This is a genomic window from Pseudomonas sp. GW822-FHT06B12 (assembly GCF_058799675.1).
The window spans coordinates 448,780-471,349 of record NZ_JBXALR010000002.1 but is presented as its reverse complement, the minus strand read 5'-3'; the positions used below and the strand labels follow the sequence as shown (position 1 = coordinate 471,349).

Sequence of the window (22,570 nt, the reverse complement as noted above, 5' to 3'; positions counted from 1 at the left end):
CCATAGTGGCTGTGTATACTGGCCGACATTTTAACGCCCTGGAACCTCCTTGATGGTTGCTCACCTGATTGAATTTGCCACTAACCACTATCTGCTCGTCGGTATCTTCGTCGTACTGCTGGCGTTGTTGATCGCCCGCGAGATGAGCCGCGGCGGCCGCAGCCTCAGCACTGCCGAGCTGACCGCGCTGGTCAACAAGGACGAGGGCGTTGTGGTCGATATCCGTACCACCAAGGATTTCGCCGCCGGTCACATCGTTGGCGCGCTGAACATTCCACAGGACAAACTGACCGCTCGCGTTGGCGAACTGGAAAAGCACAAGGCCAAGACCATCATTCTGGTCGACGCTCTGGGCCAGCACTCCGGCACCCACGCTCGCGAGCTGTTGAAGTCCGGTTTTACTGCAGCCAAGCTGTCCGGCGGGATCTCCAGCTGGAAAGCCGACAATTTGCCGCTGGTGAAGTGATATGAAAAACGTCGTCGTCTACTCCAGCGATTACTGCCCCTACTGCTCGCGAGCCAAGTACCTGCTCGAGAACAAGGGCGTAGCCTTCGAAGAGATCAAGGTCGATGGCAAGCCGCAGGTGCGTGCCGAAATGGCCAGCAAGGCCGGGCGTACGTCCGTGCCGCAGATCTGGATCGGCAGCACCCACGTCGGTGGTTGTGATGATTTGTTTGCCCTGGACCGCGCCGGCAAGCTCGACGCGCTGCTCACGGCCTGACTAAACCCTTAAGATCGGCAAACCCTACAAGACCCCAAGATCAGAAAGGATCTGAGATGACTGACGAACAGAACACTGCTGCGAACGAAGAAGAAACTGCACCGCAATTCTCCTTGCAGCGCATTTACGTGCGTGACCTGTCCTTCGAAGCCCCGAAAAGCCCGGCGATCTTCCGCCAGCAGTGGGAGCCGAGCGTTGGTCTGGATCTGAACACCCGTCAGAAAGCGCTGGAAGCTGACTTCCACGAAGTCGTACTGACCCTGTCGGTTACCGTGAAGAACGGCGACGAAGTGGCGTTCATCGCTGAAGTTCAGCAGGCCGGTATCTTCCTGATCAAGAACCTCGACGAAGCCTCGATGAGCCACACCCTCGGTGCTTTCTGCCCGAACATCCTGTTCCCGTATGCTCGCGAAGCCCTGGACAGCCTGGTGACCCGTGGTTCGTTCCCGGCGCTGATGCTGGCACCGGTGAACTTCGACGCCCTGTACGCGCAAGAACTGCAACGCATGCAGCAAGACGGCGTACAGACCGTTCAGTAAGCGTTCGATGCAGCAACGAAAAAAGCGCCTTCAACGGCGCTTTTTTCATGGGGCTGGAAACCTACCCCCGTTGGATATCGGTATCGCTGTGTTATTTGAAGCCGAGCTGGCGCCAGCCTTCGTACACGGCCACCGCCACGGTGTTGGACAGGTTCAGGCTGCGGCAGCCTTCGCGCATCGGCAGGCGCAGCCGTTGTTCGGCAGGCAGTGCGTCCAGCACCTCGGCGGGCAGGCCACGGCTTTCCGGACCGAACAGGAAGGCATCACCCTCAGCGAAGCTGGCGTCGTGGAACGGCCGCGAGCCCTTGGTGGTGAAGGCGAACAGCCGCGGATGGCCAAGGCTTTCCAGACAGCTGGCAAGGTCTGCATGGCGCTGCAGGGTGGCATACTCGTGGTAGTCGAGGCCGGCCCGGCGCAGGCGCTTGTCGTCCATCTCGAAACCCAGCGGCTCGATCAAATGCAGGTGGCAGCCACTGTTGGCGCACAGCCTGATAACGTTGCCGGTATTCGGCGGAATTTCTGGTTGAAAAAGGATGACGTGAAACATGCACGGCTCCGAAGGTAAAGATGGGCGGCATTCTACGCCTGAAGTGGACCCGCGACCGAAGCTATTCCCTCGGGTGATGGCCTCATTGGCGATCGTCGGTGTCATGGTCGGGATGATGATCGGTCGTCTGACCGCGCCCGACCCCACCGAGTTACAACAGGTAGAGGTCGAACCGGATGGTTTGGTGGTGTGGTTCAACAACGAACCGAAGACCCACGGCGAATTCATCGACGGCAGCGTCGCATTGCTGTTCGAGGCTGAAGGCAAGGCGCAGAACGGCCAGTTGAAGCTCAACGACAAGGACGTGAACTGGCGGGTGCGTTTGAGTGATAAGGGCTTGTTGCTGACGCTGGTGGCGGCCCGTCCCCTGAAGGGTGAATGGGCCGGTAGCGAGGTCAATGACCGCTGGCGGTTGGAGATCCATCTCCAGGAGCAATAAAAGAGGGAATCCCCGGCCTGCCTGTACCAAGGTTCCCAAAACGGGAGGGGGTTGCGCGTTGCGTCGCAAGCCCCGGTGTAAAGAGGGAATCCCCGGCCTGCCTGTACCAGGGTCCCCAAAACGGGAAGGGGTTCGTCGCGGTCTGCGTGATGAACCCCGGATGTAAAGAGGGGAATCCCCGGCCTGCCTGTACCAAGGTCCCCGAAACTGGGTAGTGATTGGACTATTGCAGGGGGCGTGCCAGGTTTTAATCAGTTGAAACAAAAAGCCCGCGTACAGCGCTGAAAGCCCCGTGATTCGGGGCTTTGGCTTTTTTGTGATATGGGTTTTCGTGTTGCTGGAGGCGGGATTTTGTTTCCCGTGGGATGCGCGATTGCGGTTCACGGTGCATTGAGGCGGTGCACGCAGCCCCCAAAAGCATCGCGAGCAGGCTCGCTCCCACAAGGGTTCAATGGTGTTCACACGATAGTGAAACACTGAAAATCCACTGTGGGAGCGAGCTTGCTCGCGATTGGATCTGGAGATCAGCGAAGAGCTAAAGGCTGGTTAACCCTCATCCCCTTCATCATCATCCCCGCCATCGACCTTCATCCCCAACTCCTTGATCTTGCGGGTCAAGGTGTTGCGGCCCCAGCCCAGCAGCACGGCAGCGTCGCGGCGGCGGCCGGCGGTGTGTTTGAGGGCGGTTTCGATCATGATCCGCTCGAAGCTCGGCACCGCGCTGTCGAGCAGGCTCGACTGACCGCGTGCGAGCGCCTGATCGGCCCACTGACGCAGCGCTTGCTCCCAGTTGGTCACCGGTGCCGAGTCTTGTGGCAGGCTCAGCAGTTCGGGTGGCAGGTCGCTGATGTGCACTTCGCGACCCGAAGCCATCACCGTGATCCAGCGGCAGGTGTTTTCCAGCTGACGCACGTTGCCTGGCCACGGCAGGTTTTTCAGGTATTCCTCGGTTTCGTTTTTCAGCAGCTTCGGCTCCACCGCCAGTTCTTGCGCGGCGCGGGCGAGGAAGTGCTTGGCCAGGGTCGGAATGTCTTCGCGACGGTCCGACAAGCGCGGAATGTGGATGCGGATCACGTTCAGACGATGGAACAGGTCTTCACGGAATTTCCCGGCGTGCACCAGGGTTTCCAGGTTCTGGTGAGTCGCGGCGATGATGCGCACGTCAACCTTGACCGGCACATGACCGCCAACGCGATAGAACTCGCCATCGGCCAATACCCGCAGCAAGCGAGTCTGAGTGTCGGCTGGCATGTCGCCGATTTCATCGAGAAACAGTGTGCCGCCATCCGCCTGTTCAAACCGCCCGCGCCGCAGGTTGGCCGCGCCGGTGAACGCGCCTTTTTCGTGGCCGAACAGCTCGGACTCCATCAGGTCCTTGGGGATCGCCGCCATGTTCAACGCGATGAACGGCGAGGCCGCCCGCGGGCTGTGACGGTGCAGGGCGTGGGCCACCAGTTCTTTACCGGTACCCGATTCACCGTTGATCAGCACGGTGATGTTGGAGTGGCTCAAGCGCCCGATGGCGCGAAACACTTCCTGCATCGCCGGAGCTTCACCGATGATTTCCGGGGTGCGGGTCAGGGTGGGTACAACCTCCAGACCTTGCTGTTCCTGGGCGTGCTGGTTGGCGCGCTTGACCAGCGACACCGCTTCATCGACGTCGAACGGCTTGGGCAGGTACTCGAAAGCGCCGCCCTGATAGGACGCGACAGCGCTGTCCAGGTCGGAGTGCGCGGTCATGATGATCACGGGTAGCCGAGGGTGTTGCTCGCGAATCCGTGCCAGCAGGTCCAGACCGCTGGCGCCGGGCATGCGGATGTCGGAGATGATCACGTCCGGCTGCTGGCGCGCCAGGCGGCTCATCACGCCATCGGCGCTGTCGAAGCTTTGCGTGGTCATGCCTTCCTGTTGCAAGGCTTTTTCCAGGACCCAACGGATAGAACGGTCGTCATCGACGATCCACACGGTTTCACTACGGCTCATGTCGATGTGGCTCCTTGTTCCAGTGGCAGAAAGATCGAGAATGTGGTGTGGCCTGGATGGCTGTCACATTCGATCAGGCCCTGGTGCTGGCTGATGATGTTCTGGGTAATGGCCAGGCCGAGCCCGGTACCGTCCGGGCGGCCGCTGACCATGGGAAAGAAGATGGTTTCTTGCAGGTCCGCAGGAATCCCCGGGCCGTTGTCGATGATTTCGAGTTTGGTCACCAGACGATGACGCACGTGGCCGATGGTGAACTGGCGCATGGCGCGCGAACGCAAGGTAATGCGGCCCAGGCGCAACTCGTTCTGGCTGCTGATGGCCTGCATCGCGTTGCGCACGATGTTCAGGACGGCCTGAATCATTTGTTCGCGGTCGATCAATACATCGGGAATGCTCGGGTCGTAGTCGCGCACCAAAGTGATGCAGCCCTGGCTTTCGGCTTCCACCAGATGACAGACGCGCTCCAGCACTTCGTGGACGTTGCACAGGGCAAGCGACGGAAGCTTGTTTGAGCCGAGCATGCGATCGACCAGGTTACGCAGGCGATCGGCTTCCTCGATGATGACGTTGGTGTAGTCCTTGAGGCTTTCTTCCGGCAGCTCGCGGGCCAGCAACTGAGCGGCGCCGCGAATCCCGCCAAGCGGGTTCTTGATCTCGTGAGCGAGGCCGCGCACCAGCATCTTGCTGGTTTCCTGTTTGGAGAGCTGCGCTTCTTCTTTGGTGATGCGCAACAAGCGGTCGCGTGGGTGCACTTCGAGCAGCAGCAGCGTGTCGCCATTGCTGAGGATCGGCGTCACTGCGTAGTCGACGGTCAGGGTTTGACCGGTCAGGGCGGTGAGCATCGCTTCGCGCTTGGTAAACGGGTGCGCTTGTTCGACCGCCTGGCGCAAGGAGTTCAGGGCTTCGGTCGATTCGGTGAACAGCTCGCTGATGAATTGCCCATGGCTGCGCTGGCCGCTGATGGCCAGGAGCATTTCAGCCGCGGGATTCATGTACTCAAGGCGCAGTTCGGCGTCGAGCAGAATGGTGGCGGTGGTCAGGTTGTCGAGTAACAAGCGGTGCAGTGCGTCGCTGATGGTCATTAGGACCTCTTTTGGAGCAGGCGCGCGCGAGAAGAAGGCGCTGATGCAAGGAAAATGCAAAAACCAAACCAAGGCTCCGAAAAGAAGCGTTCAGGCCCTGAAACAGGCGTTTGACGCTCGTTTGCGCGGCGTTCTGCCAGCGTTTGCGGGTACTTTCGAACCAAAATGGGTTGGAATATGGGTACGGTGCAGTTCATTGCACCAATATAGTGCGCAAACCTGAACGACGTTTAGAAGAAAGAAAAAATGCCGACTTTTTCTTCTTCAGGCTTGTCTGCGAGTGGGCATTCCGGGCGCTGACCGTAATCGGTGGGGGTGCAGGGTTTGACCTGACGCTTCTGCGCCAGAGAGATGCGCAGCATGTGGAATGGCTGATTCGCCGTGCGTTCGACGATCCGCCCGTGTTCGTCGAGGATTTCCACTGCGAGGTGATGCGTACCGCGATCAATGTTGCTCAGTGCGAACACCGGGCTGGGGCCAGGATCGGCGGTCGGTTGGCCGTCCAGTAACAGCCGATAGCGATGACCGTGTTGCAGGGTGGGTTCGTTGGTGACACTGACGATCACCTCGCCCGCGCTGCTGCGCACCGAAGCGTCCGGCTCCGGTACGAGTACGCGAAGCATGTCGTAGTGAAACAGTGGTTTTTCCTCGGGTTTCTTTGTAGCCGCTGGCAATGTGGCGCCGGTGGGATTGGCGGACATGCGATTACCCGGTGCCAGTGTTACTCGCTTGGCGTTGCCGGGGCGCGGCTGATCGGTGAATACCCGATTGCCTTGGGCGTCGACGTAGGTATAGACCTCGGCCAGCGCCGGCAGGGCGATCAGCCACAGGCAGGTGGCGATCATCCAGCACCTCACGGGGTGTGTACCCGCTGCACGGTGAAGGTGATGGTCGGGCTCTGCTGCACGAGGCTTTCTCCGGCGAGCACCTGCACCGCGAGGTGGTGTTCGCCGCGATCGATGTTCACCAGTTGCAGGCGCGGAACGTTGCTCGGCTGGCCATACGGTTGACCGTCCAGCAGCAATCGAAACAGATGCGGCCCTTGCAGGCGTGGCTGAATCTGTACGCCAACGGTGAAGGTGCCGTTGTTGGCGCGCAGGGCTTCATCGCTGGGCAGGCCGGTCAGCTCCAGCACTGAATAGACAGCGTTTTTGTCAGCGCGTTGGGGCGGTTGTTCGGGGGCTATCGGTGGTTGGCGTTCGACACTGTTGAGTGGCGGCAACTCGACGGCCTGGCTCTTCACGCCATCGGGCGGCTGATTGCTGTAGGCGGTATTGCCGCTGGCGTCGGTGTACCGGTAGATCTGCGCGGTGGCGGGCAGGGCGATCAGCAGCAAGATGAATAGAAAACCACGACCCATAAAAAACGACCAATAAACGAAAACGTTGGGTTGCAGCATAGGTCAGGGTTACGTGTTGGCCCAATTCACTAACACCCTGACACGAAAGAGCGATCAATCTTGCGTAGGAGTTGCCGCAGGCTGCGATCTTTTGATCTTCAGAGGCGATAAAACCGCAAAGATCGCAGGCTTCGCCAGCTCCTACGGATGGGCGCTGCACAACTCTGCGGTGGCGCGTATCAGCGCAAGCTCACGCAGCGGCACTTGTTGGCCCACGGTTTTATTGGCCTTGGCCAGCCATAACGGGCAGTGTGGGTCTTTACGATACGGGGTGAAATCGGCCAATTGTTGCAGCAGGCGTTTTTGTAACAGGTCAAGTTGCGGGCGGATCAGGCCATCGAGGTCAGGGCGAGGGTCGTTGGGGGCTTTGCCTTGTGCGTGCCAGTCGGACAAGTGTGCGTACTGCACCAGTTTGTTGGCTTCGATCTGCGCCGAGAAGAACTGCTCGACGGTTTCATTGCTCAATTTGTAGTAGGGCGCCTCGGCGATGGCTCCGGCAATGACGTCGCGTTCCCGCTGGCGATCCTCGACAGGCTTGCCACTGTCCCACTTGCTCAGTGCGACCTTGTCGGCAAGCGCCAGGCGCTCCTGGATGGTGCTGAGCAGCGGGGCGAGAGCAGCGGGTGCCGGGGCAGGGGGCGGGGTGGCAGCGCAGGCGATGTTGGCAAACAGGGCGGTGAGCAGTGCAAGGCACAAAGGTAGGCGCATGGGGTGTCTCGTCTTCATTCCGTGGAGGAGCATGATGCCTATAACAGTAGGCCCGATGACAAGTGTTCGCCCACAAAAAAGGCCTCCCGCAGGAGACCTTTTCACGTTACGCCGCTTACGCGAGCGCTACTGGATCAGCAGCTGTAGTACAGCTCGTATTCCAGTGGGTGTACGAAGGTACGTACTTTGATTTCTTCTTCGCTTTTCAGGGCGATGTAAGCGTCGATGAAGTCGTCGCTGAAAACGCCGCCTTTGGTCAGGAACGCACGACCTTTGTCCAGCTCTTCCAGGGCTTCTTTCAGGCTGCCGCAAACTTGTGGGATCTCTTTCGCCTCTTCAGGCGGCAGGTCGTACAGGTTTTTGTCAGCAGCGTCGCCAGGGTGGATCTTGTTCTGGATGCCGTCCAGGCCAGCCATCAACAGTGCAGCGAAGCCCAGGTATGGGTTGGCTGCCGGATCCGGGAAGCGTGCTTCGATACGGCGAGCGCGAGGGCTCGATACATAAGGAATACGGATCGAAGCGGAACGGTTGCGAGCCGAGTAGGCCAGCATTACCGGCGCTTCGAAACCTGGGACCAGACGCTTGTAGGAGTTGGTCGACGGGTTGGTGAAGCCGTTCAGGGCCTTACCGTGCTTGATGATGCCGCCGATGAAGTACAGGGCGGTGTCGGACAGGCCGGCATAACCTTCGCCAGCGAAGGTGTTCTTGCCATCTTTGGCGATGGACAGGTGAACGTGCATACCCGAACCGTTGTCGCCGTACAGTGGCTTAGGCATGAAGGTCGCGGTGCGGCCGTAAGCGTCAGCCACGTTGTGTACGCAGTACTTCAGGGTCTGAACTTCGTCAGCCTTGGCGACCAGGGTGTTGAACTTGACGCCGATTTCGTTCTGGCCAGCAGTCGCCACTTCGTGGTGGTGAACTTCGATGACCAGGCCCATTTCTTCCATGGCGTTGCACATGGAGGTACGGATTTCGTGGTCGTGGTCGAACGGAGGTACCGGGAAGTAGCCGCCTTTGACGCCTGGACGGTGGCCTTTGTTGCCGCCTTCCACGTCCTGGTCGGACATCCACGAACCTTGTTCGGAGTAGATTTTGAACATCGAACCGGAGATGTCGGACTTGAACTTCACTTCGTCGAAGATGAAGAACTCAGGCTCTGGACCGACGAAAACGGTGTCGCCGATACCCGTGGACTTCAGGTATTCCTCGGCGCGCTTGGCGATGGCACGTGGGTCACGGTCATAGCCTTGCATGGTCGAAGGCTCGATCACGTCGCAAACCAGGATCAGGGTCGGCTCTTCGGTGAACGGGTCGAGGACGGCAGTGGTGTCGTCCGGCATCAGGATCATGTCGGAGGCTTCGATGCCCTTCCAGCCAGCGATGGAGGAGCCGTCGAACATTTTGCCTTCTTCGAAGAAGGCTTCATCCAGCGCATCACGGGCCGGCATGGTCACGTGGTGCTGAGTGCCTTTGGTATCAGTGAAGCGCAGATCAATCCATTTGACGTCATGATCTTTGATGAGTTGAACCGACTTCGACATAGTGTCCTCCGGGTGGCTTCGGGCGGGTAGTGGAGTGCCCTTAGAATGTGGGTGATGCCGGCGCGAATACTCTGCCATGGCAACCTGCCTCACAAGGGAGCAAATTGCATGCCAGTGCCCCGACTTGGGTTTTTTGCCCCAATATCACGCTTATAAAGGTGCAAAGTACTTTAAAGCGGAAAATCTCGCCCTTTAATGTAGCGCTCAATTTCATAAATGACCTGTTTTGGTGCACTGAAAACCTTCTGCACATTAACTGGTTAAACCTTGAGCAATTTCCGCTATAATCCGCGCCCCCCTTTTTCGGCTGGCCCCTCGCGCGCTGTTTTCATGAAACTAATCGTAAAAGTCTTCCCCGAGATCACCATCAAGAGCCGCCCGGTACGGATGCGTTTCATCCGTCAATTGGCCAAAAACATCCGTACCGTGCTCCGCGATCTGGACCCGGCCGTGGTGGTGAACGGCGTGTGGGACAACCTCGAGCTGGAAACGCACGTCAGTGACCCCAAAGCCTTGAAGGACATGACCGAGCGCCTGAGCTGCATGCCGGGCATCGCGCATTTCCTGCAGGTCGATGAGTACCCGTTGGGCGACTTCGACGACATCGTCGCCAAGTGCAGGCAGCACTTCGGTGAGTCGCTGGCCGGGAAGATTTTTTCGGTGCGCTGCAAGCGTGCCGGCAAGCACGAATTCAGCTCGATGGACGTCGAGAAATACGTCGGCAGCCAGCTGCGTCGTCAGTGCGGCGCCGCCGGGATTTCGCTTAAAGAGCCAGAAATCGAAGTTCGCATCGAAATTCGCGACAAACGGTTGTTTGTGATCCACAGCCAGCACAACAGCATCGGCGGTTACCCGCTGGGCGCACTGGAACAGACCCTGGTGCTGATGTCCGGCGGTTTCGATTCCACCGTCGCGGCTTACCAGATCATGCGCCGCGGGCTGATGAGCCATTTCTGCTTCTTCAACCTCGGCGGGCGTGCCCACGAATTGGGCGTGATGGAAGTCGCGCACTTCATCTGGAAGAAGTACGGCAGCTCCCAGCGCGTGTTATTTGTCAGTGTGCCGTTTGAGGAAGTGCTGGGAGAAATTCTCGGCAAAGTCGATAACAGTCATATGGGCGTAGTATTGAAGCGTATGATGTTGCGCGCTGCGTCCCGAATCGCTGATCGACTGGACATCGAGGCGCTGGTCACCGGCGAAGCGATTTCCCAGGTTTCCAGCCAGACGCTGCCGAACCTGTCCGTGATCGACTGCGTGACCGACAAGCTGGTATTGCGCCCGCTGATCGCCAGTCACAAGCAGGACATCATCGACCTGGCCAACGAAATCGGCACCGCCGACTTCGCCAAGCACATGCCAGAGTACTGCGGGGTCATTTCGGTGAACCCCAAGACCCACGCCAAGCGTCCGCGCGTGGAGCATGAAGAGAAAGAATTCGATATGGCAGTACTTGAGCGTGCGCTCGAGAACGCCAAACTGGTGCCGATCGATCGCGTAATCGATGAATTGGGCCAGGACTTGCAGATTGAAGAAGTCAGCGAAGCGCTGGCCGGTCAGATCGTCATCGACATCCGTCACCCGGATGCCGTTGAAGACGACCCGCTGACACTGGCTGGCGTCGAGGTACAAGCGATGCCGTTTTATGCTCTGAACGCTCGTTTCAAGGAACTGGACCCTACTCGCCAGTACCTGCTGTATTGCGACAAAGGCGTGATGAGTCGCCTGCATGCCCACCATTTGCTCAGTGAGGGGCATGCCAATGTGCGCGTTTATCGACCGAGCTAAGAGCCCGGGGCTGTTTGCCTGTGGCCTGCGTCACCGGCCCCCCGACGCCGCCGTCAAGCTGTAACGGCAAGGCCTGACTCTACTGTAAATCGCTGCCAAGACTTGTCAGCACACCGAATCCTCTGATCGAGATACACAAGTGATCGAAAATCTACGCAACATCGCCATCATTGCTCACGTTGACCATGGTAAGACCACCCTGGTAGACAAGCTCTTGCGTCAATCCGGCACCCTGGAGCGCAACGAGCTCAACGACGAGCGCGTGATGGACTCCAACGACCAGGAGAAAGAGCGCGGTATTACCATTCTGGCGAAAAACACCGCCATCAACTGGAACGGCTACCACATCAACATCGTGGACACCCCGGGCCACGCCGACTTCGGCGGCGAAGTTGAACGCGTAATGTCGATGGTTGACTCCGTTCTGCTGCTGGTTGACGCTCAAGACGGCCCTATGCCGCAAACCCGTTTCGTGACCAAGAAGGCTTTCGAAGCCGGCCTGCGTCCAATCGTGGTAATCAACAAGGTTGACCGTCCAGGCGCGCGTCCGGACTGGGTTCTGGACCAGATCTTCGACCTGTTCGACAACCTCGGTGCTACCGAAGAACAGCTGGACTTCAAAGTCGTCTACGCCTCGGCCCTGAACGGTATTGCCGGTCTGGACCACACCGAAATGGCTGACGACATGACCCCGCTGTACCAGTCGATCGTCGACAACGTACCAGCGCCGAAAGTCGACCGTGACGGTCCGTTCCAGATGCAGATCTCCGCTCTGGACTACAACAGCTTCCTGGGTGTTATCGGTGTTGGCCGTATCGCTCGTGGTCGCATCAAGCCGAACACTCCGGTTGTGGCTATCGACGCTGACGGCAAGAAGCGTAACGGTCGTATCCTGAAGCTGATGGGTCACCACGGTCTGCACCGCATCGACGTTGAAGAAGCAGCTGCCGGCGACATCGTCTGCATCAGCGGCTTCGACCAGCTGTTCATCTCCGACACTCTGTGCGACCCACTGAACGTCGAAGCGATGAAGCCGCTGACCGTTGACGAACCAACCGTTTCCATGACCTTCCAGGTAAACGACTCGCCTTTCTGCGGTAAAGAAGGCAAGTTCGTGACCAGCCGTAACATCAAGGAACGTCTGGACAAAGAGCTGCTGTACAACGTTGCACTGCGCGTTGAAGAAGGCGACTCGGCTGACAAGTTCAAGGTTTCCGGCCGTGGTGAGCTGCACCTCTCGGTACTGATCGAAACCATGCGTCGCGAAGGCTTCGAAATGGGTGTTGGTCGTCCGGAAGTGATCATCCGCATGGTTGACGGCGTCAAGCACGAACCGTACGAAAACGTGACCATCGACCTGCCGGAAGAATCGCAAGGTTCGATCATGGAACAGATCGGTATCCGTAAAGGCGACCTGACCAACATGGTTCCGGATGGCAAGGGCCGTGTGCGCCTTGAGTACAACATCCCGGCTCGTGGCTTGATCGGTTTCCGTAACGAGTTCCTGACCCTGACCTCCGGTGCAGGCATCCTGACCTCGATCTTCGACCGTTACGACGTGATGAAGTCCGGCGACATGTCCGGCCGTCAGAACGGCGTGCTGGTTTCGGTGGCTACCGGTAAGGCTTTGACTTACTCGCTGGAAACCCTGCAAGCTCGCGGCAAACTGTTCCTGGGTCACGGTGAAGACGTGTACGAAGGTCAAATCGTCGGCATCAACAGCCGCGACAACGACCTGGGCGTCAACCCAACCAAAGGCAAGAAGCTCGACAACATGCGTGCTTCGGGTAAAGACGAAACCATCGCACTGGTTCCGCCTATCCGTTTCACCCTGGAGCAGGCTCTGGAGTTCGTACAAGAAGACGAACTGTGTGAAGTCACTCCTAAGTCCATCCGTCTTCGCAAGAAGATCCTGGGCGAAAGCGAGCGTACCCGCGCTGCCAAGAAGTCCGGTAACTAAGTCATTTAGTTAGCTGACAAAAAAACGCCCCCGACCGCAAGGTCGGGGGCGTTTTTGTTTGTCTGGGTTTTGGTGTTGCCTGGGCTGACGCCATCGCGAGCAAGCTCGCTCCCACACCTGTGGGAGCGAGCTTGCTCGCGATAGGGCCCTGTCAGGCAGCGAGATTCTTGATTAAAACTTGTCGAGGGTCCGCGGATTGCTCTCGCGCACGACTTCTTTTGGCTTGTACGCGCAATACCCAGGCCGTGGGCCGATTTTCGGGTGATTGCGGCAAGTATCCGGGCGCTTTTCATAAATAGTGCACAAACGGCTCTTACGATCCAGATACAGGCAATCGTTGTTGCTCATGCGCTGGAGCGTGAAAATCTCGGACTTCTGATTGTAGCGCTCGACGATCCCTTCCTTTTGCAGGCGCTTGGCGATGTTCTTCGGTGGTTCGCCAAGTTCGAATTCGTCGACGATGCCGATGCGGATCAGATCCTTGATCTTGACCTCGACCGGCAGCGTGCAGCAGCTGGACACGCACGAGCCGCACATCGGGGCAGAGTACTTGGCCCAGGTATCGAGACGGTCGATCTCCGCGGCGGCGATCAGGTTCGGCTTCATCATGTGGAATTACCAGCGTGCATCAGGGCGCGCGATCATACCGGGACTGGTGATTTTTTGAACGACCATTTGCCGGTTTTTTATGGCTATGCTGAATTTTCCGAACGATCGGCATGGCATCTGCATCTTTTCAACGTGTACCGGCAAGGACAGAGGCTTGATTCAGGCGATTGCAAAAATCGCCGAACCAGTGCATTTGTCTCGTGTCAGACCGACTAGGCTCAGTCAATTCCATGCTCGCCCGAGGTCCTATCGATGACTCAAGAACCGCTTGTTCGCGAAGCTGAGGTGGCCGCGTTTCGCGACGCCGTATTAGCCAAACTTACCTATGCAGTGGGCAAGGACCCGGATCACGCCTTTGACCATGATTGGTTTGAAGCGATTGCCCTGGCGGCACGTGATCACATGGTCGAACACTGGATGGACCACACCCGGCAGATCTACCGCAAGGGCCAGAAGCGCGTTTACTACCTCTCGCTGGAATTTCTCATCGGTCGCCTGCTCTACGACAGCCTGAGCAACCTCGGCCTGCTCGATGTGGCCCGCGAAGCGCTGACCGAGTTGGGTGTAGACCTCGAACGCATCCGCTTGCTGGAGCCGGACGCCGCGCTTGGCAACGGTGGCCTCGGTCGCCTGGCGGCGTGCTTCATGGAAAGCATGTCGACGCTCGGCATCGCCGGCCATGGCTACGGTATTCGTTATGAACACGGTTTGTTCCGCCAGGCGGTTGTCGATGGCTGGCAGCAGGAGCAGACCGAAAACTGGCTGGATTTCGGCAACCCCTGGGAGTTCGAGCGCCCGGAAGTAATCTACCCGATTGGCTTCGGCGGTAGCGTCGAGACCGTGGTCGATGCCAGCGGCAAGTCCAAACAGGTCTGGTCGCCTTCGGAAACCGTGCGGGGGGTGGCCTATGACACGCCGGTGGTCGGCTGGCGCGGCGCTAGCGTCAACACCTTGCGCCTGTGGCGTGCGCGGGCGATGGAAGATTTGCACCTGGAGCGTTTCAACGCCGGTGACCATTTGGGCGCGGTGGCCGAAGTGGCCCGCGCTGAAAGTATCTCCCGCGTGCTCTATCCGGCCGACAGCACCGAGGCCGGTCAGGAACTGCGGCTGCGCCAGGAATATTTCTTCGTTGCCGCATCCTTGCAGGATTTGTTGCGCCGGCACCGCAATATGCACACCTCGGTGCTGACCCTGGGCGATCACGCGGCGATCCAGCTCAACGACACTCACCCCTCGATCGCCGTGGCCGAGTTGATGCGTCAATTGGTCGATGTGTACGACGTGGCGTGGGACGCTGCGTGGCAGATCACCGTCGATACGCTTTCCTACACCAACCACACGCTGTTGCCGGAGGCGCTGGAAACCTGGCCGGTGGGGCTGATGGAGCGGATGTTGCCACGGCACATGCAGATCATTTATTTGATCAATGCTCAGCACATCGATTCGTTGCGGGCCAAGGGTATCCACGACTTCGACGTGCTGCGCGCGGTGTCGCTGATCGAGGAAGACAACGGTCGCCGGGTGCGCATGGGGAATCTGGCGTTTCTGGGTTCTCACAGTGTTAACGGCGTGTCCGGCCTGCACACTCAGCTGATGCGCAGCACGGTGTTTTCCGAGCTGCACAAGCTGTACCCGGAGCGGATCAACAACAAGACCAACGGCATTACGTTCCGCCGCTGGCTCTACCAGGCCAACCCGGAACTGACCTCGATGATGGTCGATGCGCTGGGCCCGGATCTGTTGGATAACCCGGAGCAACGACTGATCGGCCTGGAGCCGTTTGCCGAGAAAGCGGCATTCCGCAACAAGTTCGCCGAGCAGCGCCTGCACAGTAAAAAGGCCCTGGCTTATCTGATTCATGAACGCTTGGGGATCGCGGTCAACCCGGCAGCGATGTTCGACGTGCAGGTCAAACGGATTCACGAATACAAACGCCAGTTGCTCAACCTGATGCACACCGTGGCGCTGTATCAGGCGATCCGTGCCGAGCCGGAAATCGATTGGGTACCGCGCGTGAAGATCTTCGCCGGCAAGGCGGCGGCCAGTTATCACCAGGCCAAGCTAATCATCAAGCTGACCAACGACATCGCCCGAGTGGTCAACAACGACCCGACGGTGCGCGGTTTGCTGAAAGTGGTGTTCTTGCCCAACTACAACGTCAGCCTGGCAGAGAGCATCATTCCGGCGGCCGACCTGTCGGAGCAGATATCCACCGCCGGCTTTGAGGCGTCGGGCACCAGCAACATGAAATTCGGCCTCAACGGCGCGCTGACCATCGGCACCCTGGACGGTGCCAACGTGGAAATGAGTGAGCGCATTGGCGTCGAGCACATGTTCATCTTCGGTCTGACCGCGCAGCAGGTTGAGGCGCGTAAGCAGAATCACGAGTTCTATGCCGCGCCGGACATCGCCGCCTCCCGTCGACTGGGGGACGTGCTGCAAGCGATCCGCGGCGGTGTGTTCTCACCGGATGAGCCGTCGCGTTACACCGGGTTGATCGACTCGTTGATCGAATATGACCGCTTCCTGGTCTGCGCCGACTTCGATTCCTACTGGAATGCCCAGGTGCGGGTTGAAGAGCACTGGCACGACTCGAAGGAGTGGTGGCGCTCGGCGGTGCTCAACAGCGCGCGCATGGGCTGGTTCTCGTCCGACCGGACCATTCGCGAGTACGCCACGGATATCTGGAAAGCGCTGGAGTAACTTTTAGCAATAATTGCGAGCAAGGCCCAACGGTTGTTGGGCTGGATCGATATACTAAGCAGCAGTTTTACCGGGCCACAGTGTCAAAGGGCTCAGTCAAAGTGAACGCACCGGCAATCCAATGTGGGAGCGAGCTTGCTCGCGATGGGGACATTCCATTCACCATTGATGTTGAATGTAAGTCCGCTATCGCGAGCAAGCTCGCTCCCACAGGGTTTGTGCTGTTTCACACTAGACTGAGCCAGACGCTGTTGTGCCCGGATTCGCCCGGCAATGGGCCGCTTAGGGATATTGACCATGCAATGGATTTTCATGCTGATAGGGCTGGTGCTGGGCTGGGTGCTCGATGAGTCTCTCAGCGATGCGCTGATTGGCGCATTGATCGGCCTGGGTGCGGGGCAGGCGATTGTGCTGCGGCGCCTGAATTCACAAGCGGACGAGCAGCGTCTTCAGCTGGAACGCTCGCAGGTTGCCCTCGATGCAGTCGAACAGCGGCTGGCGTTGCTGGAAACTCATGGCATCAATGCCGCCCCGGCCGCCGAACCGCCCACGGCCAGTGAGCCAACGCCCTCTCCTGAATTCGTTTTTGACCAAGCCCCTGAAACGGGTCCGGTACCATTGCCGGCCGCGCAAGAGTTGGTCTGGGAGTTACCGCCCGAATTCGAGCCGGTGCAGGCAAACATCACGCCCGAGCCCGCCGATCTCTGGACCCCGCAACCCAGCGAACCGCAACAACCTGCAGAACCCCGGGGCCCGAATCTGTTCGAGCGCGGCATTGCCGCCGCGCGCAATTGGCTGTTTGGCGGCAACACCGTGCTGCGGGTCGGTGTGGTGCTGCTGTTCTTCGGTCTGGCGTTCCTGCTGCGTTACGCCACCGAAGGCATGGTGGTGCCGATTGAATTGCGTTACGCCGGGGTCGCCGCGGCAGCATTGGCATTGCTTGGGCTCGGTTGGTGGTTGCGGCTGCGTAACACCAACTATGCGTTGATCCTGCAGGGCACTGGCATCGCCGTGTTGTACCTGACGGTGTTCGCCGCCATGCGCCTGCACCCGTTGCTCGACCCGACGGCGGCGTTGGGCTTGCTGGTAGCGGTGACGGTGTTCTCGGCGATTCTGGCGGTCACCCAGGACTCGCTGGCCCTGGCCTGCGCTGCGGCGCTGGGCGGGTTTGCCGCGCCGATCCTGACCTCCACCGGCGCCGGCAACCATGTCGCGCTGTTCAGCTATTTCGCCTTGCTCAACGCCGGCATCCTCGCCATCGCCTGGTTCAAGGCCTGGCGGCCGCTGAACCTGATCGGCTTTGCCGGCACTTTCGGCATCGGTTTCGCCTGGGGCCTGCGCTCCTACACGCCGGAACTGCTGTGGAGTACCGAGCCGTTTCTGATTGTGTTTTTCCTGATGTACCTGGCGATTGGTTTGTTGTTCGCCCGGCGCAAATTGCTCGAAATGAGTGACGCGCCGGAGGATGACAGCCGTGAGGCGTTGCTGCGCTGGTCGGCGCGCAAGGGTGACTACGTCGACGGCACGATGCTGTTCGGACCGCCGCTGGTGGGCTTCGGCTTGCAGTTCGCGCTGATTCATCATTTTGAGTTCGCCGCCGCGTTCAGCGCGCTGGCGTTGGGCATCGTTTATATGGGGCTGGCGCGTATTCTCAGCGGCGGTCGAGCCCTGCTGCTGGCGGAAACCTGCCTGGCGCTGGGGGTGATTTTCGCCAGCCTGGCGATTCCGTTGGGCCTGGATGCGCGCTGGACTGCCGCCGCCTGGGCGGTGGAGGGCGCGGGGATCTTCTGGCTCGGCCTGCGTCAGCATCGGCCGTTGGCGCGGGCCTTTGCCTTGCTGCTGCAACTGGGTTCGGCGCTGGCGTTCCTCAGCAAACTGAGCCTGGGCGACAGCAGCCTGCTGGCTGGCTCGCCGCTCGGTGCGCTGATGCTCGGCGTGGCGTTACTGTTCAGTTTCTATCACTTGCGCAACGCTTCTCCTGAGCAAACCTCGGTCTGGGAACGCAAGGGCTTGCCCGTGTTGGCCTGCGCCGGGCTGACCTTTCTCTATCTGCTGGCGCCGTTGTTCTTCTTCACCCACGGCACTGCAATCAGCTGGGCCTTGGCCGGTTTGGTGACATTGTTCGTGGGCTTGCGCCTGCAATCGCGGACCTTCCTGTTTACTGCGTTCGCGGTGCAACTGCTCGGTGGGGTGTTGTTCCTGCTGCGGCTGCAAGGCGCCAGCGGTGAGGCGACGGCGGTGTTCAGCGCTGGCTGGAGTGGTTTGCTCACTGCGTCCTTGATAGGTCTGGCATTGATCGGCGGGATGCTGTTCGCCGCCCGCGACGACATGGTGCGCAGTGACGTGCGGTTGCTGCGTGGGTTGTCGGTGGTATTGCTGGCCGGGTTGGTGCTGATCAATCTCGCGGTGCTGTTCGTCTTGCCGTGGCAAACGGCGAGCGCGGTATGGGCCGCCAGCGGTCTGTTGATCATCTGGCTGAGCCTGTACTTGCAGCAGCGGGTGAGTTTTGTCTTCGGCTTGTTGTTGCAGGTGATCGGCGGCGCGGCATTCCTGATCGCCGGTCCCGAACTGCTCGGGCCGCTCGGCAGCGAAGGATTGCGGCCATTGGGCCACAGCGGTTTCTGGACGCCAATGGTGCTCGGGCTGGCGGCGATGGTCGGCGCCTGGCGTTTGCAGCTCGGCAATCATGCGAGCGCGTTCGATGCCTTGAGCTTGCGGCGTTTGTCCGAGTTGTTGCTGGTGTGGGGCGCGGCCTGGTGGGCACTGGCGTTGATCAGCGAAGTGCTGCGGTTTGCGCCGCTGAACCTGCAAGCCACGTTGCTGCTGGGTATTGCGGCGCTGAGTGTCGCGTTGTGGACGTTGCTGTCCCGGCGATTGCAATGGCCGGCCCTGGGCGTGCTCTGCACCTTGTTGATTCCGGCAGCGGCGCTGGTGTTGGTCGCGGCCTGGCATTCGCGTTATCACCCGGCGGCGAATCTCGGCTGGCTGGCGTGGGCGGCGGTGTTTGTGGTGCATTTCATCTCGCTGCGACGCTTGGCGCCGATGCTCCCCGCGCGAGCGTTGAGCGCTGCTCACGTGCTGGGTTGCTGGCTGTTGATCGGCGTGTTGGCGCTGGAGTTGCGTTACGGCTTGCTGGTGTTGTCCGAGCAGTACAACGCCTGGCGCTGGCTGGGTTGGGCTATTCTGCCGAGTCTGTACCTGGTGCTGATGGCTGCGCCCCGCGCCTGGCCGTGGCCGATCTCGGCGTATGCCCGCGAGTATCGCGTGTACGCCGCGCTGCCGCTGGCGTTGTTGATGCTCGGCTGGTTCTGGCTGGCGAACATCGCCAGCGACGGCACCGCCGAACCGTTGCCTTACTTGCCGCTGATCAACCCGTTGGAAATCGGCCTGCTGTTTGCCTTGTTCGGCGTTTATGTCTGGTCGCGCAGTGCGGTCAGCCAACTGGCGATTCGCACGGATTACGCCGAGCACGCCACGCAAGTGGTGGCCGGGATTTCGCTGTTCGCCTTCTTCACCGCGCTGGTGATGCGCAGCGCTCACCATTGGGGCGGCGTGCCGTATGAGCTGGACGCCTTGCTGGAGTCGATGCTGGTGCAGGCCGGTCTGTCGATCGTCTGGACCTTGATCGCCCTGAGCCTGATGATCGGCGGCCATTTGCGTCATCGTCGGGAAGTCTGGCTGGTCGGTGCGGCGCTGATCGCGCTGGTGGTCGCCAAACTGGTCTTTGTCGAATTGAGTAACCGTGGCGGGCTGGCGCGGATCGTGTCGTTTATCGGCGTGGGCGTGTTGCTGCTGGTGGTCGGTTATTTCGCACCGCTACCGCCCAAACGTGGCGAAGCAACGCCTGAGCCTGAAAAGCCGGCCAATGAATCTGAAGGAGTGTCATCTTGAATCTGAAGTTGTCGCTGGCCGCTGTTGGACTCTGCGTGGCGCTGTCGGCCCATGCTCAGGAAACACCGGCGGACTTCACCACGCAGGTGCCCCTGAGCCTGAGTGGCGAGGGGCCGTGGTATCGCCTCGAATTGCCGCTGGCGGTGCAGTTGAATGCGCGCCAGACCGATCTCAGCGACGTGCGGGTGTTCAACGCTGCCGGCGAGGTGCAGGCCTATTCGCTGGCGCGGGAGCAGGCGCAGAGCCGCGAAAATCTTCTGGTGAGTGACGTCAAGTGGTTTCCGCTTTACGACTCGAGCTCTGCCCGCGACGCGGTGCCGAGTGTGCGCGTGCAGTTGAACGCCAATGGCACGCTGGTGGAAGTCCAGCCGTCGAGTCAGCCCGAAGCCGGCGAAGAAGTGCTGCGCGGCTGGTTGCTGGACGCCAGCGCGATCAAGGCGCCGTTGCAGCAGTTGATCCTCGACTGGAACAGCGAGCACGATGGCTTCCAACGTTTCAGTATCGAGGCCAGCGACGACTTGCAGCATTGGCAGCCGTGGGGCGAAGGCCAGGTGGCGCGACTGTCGTTTGCCGATCAGCGGGTCGAGCAGCACGAGGTGAGCTTGCCTGGGCAGAGCGCGCGTTATTTGCGTTTACTGTGGAAAACTCCGCAGACGGCGCCGGCGCTGACCTCGGCGCAACTGCGAAGCGCCAGTTCCAGCTACCTGCCGCAACCGTTGGTCTGGTCCGAGCCGTTGGCCGGCAGCAGCACCAGGGCCGGCGAATACACCTGGCAGTTGCCGATGGGCTTGAGCGTCGAGCGGTTGCAGGTTGACTTGAACCAGACCAATAGCCTGGCGCCGGTGACCCTGTCGGGTCGGCGCGAAAGCAGTCTGCCGTGGCAGACCTTGAGCAGCGGTTTGCTGTACCGGCTGACGCAGAATGGTCAGGACGTACTGCAGGACGAATTACAGGTACCGGCTCAAGTGGTGCAACAGTTGAAACTGACCGTCGACGAGCGCGGCGGTGGTTTGGGCGCACAAGCCCCGACAGTGCGCTATGCCGTGCGCTCGACACGGCTGGTGTTCCTCGCGCGCGGAGCGGGGCCGTACACATTGGCGCTGGGCAGCGCGACGGTTAAAGCGGCGAGCTTGCCGCTGTCGACGCTGATTCCCGATTACAGTCCCAAGCGGCTGGCGGCCTTGGGGCAGGCCAAGGTTGATGGCGGGGCGGTGGTGACTTCGCCGCTGACGGCGGTGACACCGATTGCGACCGGCACGAACTGGAAGAAGATCGGTTTGTGGGCGGTGCTCTTGCTCGGAGTGGCGGGATTGGCGGGTATGGCGTTCAGTTTGCTGCGCAAGCCACCTGCTGAAAATTGAGCGTGGGTGCTTTGCACCCAATCGCGAGCAGGCTCGCTCCCACAGTTGATCGCGTTCAGACAGGTGACACCGATCCCTGTGGGAGCGAGCTTGCTCGCGATGGCGGCCTGTTTGCCGCCAAAAACTCTTAATCTGCCACTGTCCCTCACGCCACAGCCCTCCCGATTCCGACTACGCTAAACCCCGCGCATGAACTCTATTGAGTGAATCTCGTCTGATAAGAGGAATTGCGCACCGACTCGCGTTAAACTGCGCGGGTTTTTAGCCCCCATTCATCCGGAGCCTTCCATGTCCCGCGTTACCCTGAGTCGCTATTTGATTGAGCAGACCCGTAGCAACAACACGCCTGCCGATCTGCGCTTTCTGATCGAAGTCGTGGCGCGTGCCTGCAAGGAAATCAGCCACGCTGTCTCCAAAGGCGCCCTGGGTGGTGTTCTGGGCAGCATGGGCACTGAAAACGTGCAAGGCGAAGTCCAGAAGAAACTCGACGTGCTCTCCAACGAGATCCTGCTCGAAGCCAACGAATGGGGCGGTCACCTGGCCGGCATGGCGTCCGAAGAAATGGACAATGCCTACCAGATCCCGGGCAAATACCCGAAAGGCGCCTACCTGCTGGTATTCGACCCACTGGACGGTTCGTCGAACATCGATATCAACGCGCCGGTCGGTACTATCTTCTCGGTGCTGCGTTGCCCGAACGAATACCTGAGCCAGAACGAACCCTTGAACGAAAAGGCTTTCCTGCAGCCAGGCACCGAACAGGTAGCTGCCGGTTATGCCATCTACGGCCCGCAAACCATGCTGGTGCTGACTCTGGGTGATGGCGTGAAAGGCTTTACCCTGGACCGTGAAATGGGCAGCTTCGTGCTGACCCATGAAGACATCAAGATTCCGGAGTCCACTCAGGAATTCGCGATCAACATGTCCAACCAGCGTCACTGGGAAGCGCCGGTACAACGCTACGTCGGCGAATTGCTGGCTGGCGAAGAAGGCCCGCTGAAGAAGAACTACAACATGCGCTGGGTCGCCGCGATGGTGGCCGACGTGCACCGCATCCTGACCCGCGGTGGCCTGTTCATGTACCCACGTGACAGCCGCGAGCCCTCCAAGCCGGGCAAATTGCGTTTGATGTACGAAGCCAACCCGATGTCGTTCCTGGTTGAACAGGCCGGCGGCGCGTCCACCGACGGTCACCAGCGTATTCTCGACATCAAGCCGGAAGGCCTGCACCAGCGTGTTGCGGTGTTCCTGGGCTCGAAAGAAGAAGTTGAACGCGTCACGGCTTACCACAAGGAATAAAC

The 22,570-nt window shown here is 59.9% G+C and carries 18 protein-coding genes; 10 read left to right on the top strand and 8 right to left on the bottom strand.

Features of this window, described 5'->3' with window-relative positions; genetic code table 11:
• Positions 1-52: 52 nt before the first annotated feature.
• From AC1RKH_RS06805 to secB, 3 genes are read left to right on the top strand one after another with little or no spacing between them, the layout of a single operon-like run.
• Positions 53-466: a rhodanese-like domain-containing protein gene (locus AC1RKH_RS06805; RefSeq protein ID WP_123424005.1), complete on the top strand. Its 414-nt coding sequence runs from the start codon at positions 53-55 to the stop codon at positions 464-466.
• Position 467: 1 nt separating this feature from the next.
• Positions 468-722, top strand: coding sequence for a glutaredoxin 3 (gene grxC / locus AC1RKH_RS06800; protein WP_493061963.1), 255 nt, complete (start codon positions 468-470; stop codon positions 720-722).
• A gap of 56 nt (positions 723-778) precedes the next feature.
• The gene (gene secB, locus AC1RKH_RS06795; RefSeq protein WP_123424003.1) at positions 779-1,261 is read left to right on the top strand and encodes a protein-export chaperone SecB; all 483 of its coding nucleotides are present in this window, start codon (positions 779-781) and stop codon (positions 1,259-1,261) included.
• 91 nt (positions 1,262-1,352) lie between these two features.
• Here the strand turns inward: secB and AC1RKH_RS06790 are convergent, their stop codons facing one another.
• Positions 1,353-1,808, bottom strand: coding sequence for a tRNA (cytidine(34)-2'-O)-methyltransferase (locus tag AC1RKH_RS06790; protein ID WP_019691309.1), 456 nt, complete (start codon positions 1,806-1,808; stop codon positions 1,353-1,355).
• On the opposite strand from AC1RKH_RS06790, the gene AC1RKH_RS06785 reads away from it, so the two are divergent.
• Positions 1,807-2,247: a hypothetical protein gene (locus AC1RKH_RS06785; RefSeq protein ID WP_493061964.1), complete on the top strand. Its 441-nt coding sequence runs from the start codon at positions 1,807-1,809 to the stop codon at positions 2,245-2,247. The two genes, AC1RKH_RS06790 and AC1RKH_RS06785, sit on opposite strands and share 2 nt — an antisense overlap.
• A 546-nt stretch (positions 2,248-2,793) precedes the next feature.
• Here the strand turns inward: AC1RKH_RS06785 and ntrC are convergent.
• The 6 genes from ntrC to glnA all read right to left on the bottom strand — a co-directional run bounded on the left by ntrC (position 2,794) and on the right by glnA (position 8,960).
• Positions 2,794-4,230 carry a nitrogen regulation protein NR(I) gene (gene ntrC / locus AC1RKH_RS06780; RefSeq protein ID WP_493061965.1) on the bottom strand — a complete coding sequence of 479 codons (1,437 nt, stop codon included), beginning with the start codon at positions 4,228-4,230 and terminating at the stop codon, positions 2,794-2,796.
• Positions 4,227-5,312: a nitrogen regulation protein NR(II) gene (gene glnL / locus AC1RKH_RS06775; RefSeq protein ID WP_123424000.1), complete on the bottom strand. Its 1,086-nt coding sequence runs from the start codon at positions 5,310-5,312 to the stop codon at positions 4,227-4,229. The genes ntrC and glnL overlap by 4 nt, the downstream gene beginning before the upstream one ends.
• Positions 5,313-5,542: 230 nt before the next feature.
• The gene (locus tag AC1RKH_RS06770; RefSeq protein ID WP_493061966.1) at positions 5,543-6,157 is read right to left on the bottom strand and encodes a DUF4124 domain-containing protein; all 615 of its coding nucleotides are present in this window, start codon (positions 6,155-6,157) and stop codon (positions 5,543-5,545) included.
• 8 nt (positions 6,158-6,165) lie between these two features.
• Entirely contained in the window at positions 6,166-6,672 is a 507-nt protein-coding gene (locus tag AC1RKH_RS06765) for a DUF4124 domain-containing protein (protein ID WP_493061967.1), read from the bottom strand.
• 180 nt (positions 6,673-6,852) lie between these two features.
• A complete protein-coding gene (locus tag AC1RKH_RS06760; protein WP_493061968.1) occupies positions 6,853-7,419 on the bottom strand; it encodes a chorismate mutase in 567 nt (188 codons plus the stop codon).
• Positions 7,420-7,553: 134 nt separating this feature from the next.
• Complete coding sequence (glnA, locus tag AC1RKH_RS06755; RefSeq protein ID WP_019691316.1) at positions 7,554-8,960, bottom strand: glutamate--ammonia ligase; 1,407 nt, start codon at positions 8,958-8,960, stop codon at positions 7,554-7,556.
• Positions 8,961-9,290: 330 nt separating this feature from the next.
• Here glnA and thiI point away from each other — a divergent pair, with 330 nt between their 5' ends.
• Both thiI and typA read left to right on the top strand, forming a co-directional pair.
• On the top strand, positions 9,291-10,745 hold the full coding sequence (thiI, locus tag AC1RKH_RS06750) for a tRNA uracil 4-sulfurtransferase ThiI (protein ID WP_493061969.1): 1,455 nt from the start codon (positions 9,291-9,293) through the stop codon (positions 10,743-10,745).
• Between the two features lie 139 nt (positions 10,746-10,884).
• Complete coding sequence (gene typA / locus AC1RKH_RS06745; protein WP_123423994.1) at positions 10,885-12,705, top strand: translational GTPase TypA; 1,821 nt, start codon at positions 10,885-10,887, stop codon at positions 12,703-12,705.
• A 171-nt stretch (positions 12,706-12,876) separates the two neighbouring features.
• On the opposite strand, the gene AC1RKH_RS06740 is transcribed toward typA, so the two are convergent.
• On the bottom strand, positions 12,877-13,314 hold the full coding sequence (locus AC1RKH_RS06740; protein ID WP_123423993.1) for a YkgJ family cysteine cluster protein: 438 nt from the start codon (positions 13,312-13,314) through the stop codon (positions 12,877-12,879).
• 252 nt (positions 13,315-13,566) lie between these two features.
• Here AC1RKH_RS06740 and AC1RKH_RS06735 point away from each other — a divergent pair, with 252 nt between their 5' ends.
• From AC1RKH_RS06735 to AC1RKH_RS06720, 4 genes are all read left to right on the top strand, one after another.
• Positions 13,567-16,017, top strand: coding sequence for a glycogen/starch/alpha-glucan phosphorylase (locus tag AC1RKH_RS06735; protein ID WP_493061970.1), 2,451 nt, complete (start codon positions 13,567-13,569; stop codon positions 16,015-16,017).
• Positions 16,018-16,314: 297 nt separating this feature from the next.
• Positions 16,315-19,908 carry a DUF2339 domain-containing protein gene (locus AC1RKH_RS06730; RefSeq protein WP_493061971.1) on the top strand — a complete coding sequence of 1,198 codons (3,594 nt, stop codon included), beginning with the start codon at positions 16,315-16,317 and terminating at the stop codon, positions 19,906-19,908.
• Positions 19,905-21,269, top strand: coding sequence for a DUF3999 domain-containing protein (locus AC1RKH_RS06725; RefSeq protein WP_493061972.1), 1,365 nt, complete (start codon positions 19,905-19,907; stop codon positions 21,267-21,269). The genes AC1RKH_RS06730 and AC1RKH_RS06725 overlap by 4 nt, the downstream gene beginning before the upstream one ends.
• 288 nt (positions 21,270-21,557) lie before the next feature.
• A complete protein-coding gene (locus tag AC1RKH_RS06720) occupies positions 21,558-22,568 on the top strand; it encodes a class 1 fructose-bisphosphatase (protein WP_493061973.1) in 1,011 nt (336 codons plus the stop codon).
• Positions 22,569-22,570 lie beyond the last annotated feature (2 nt).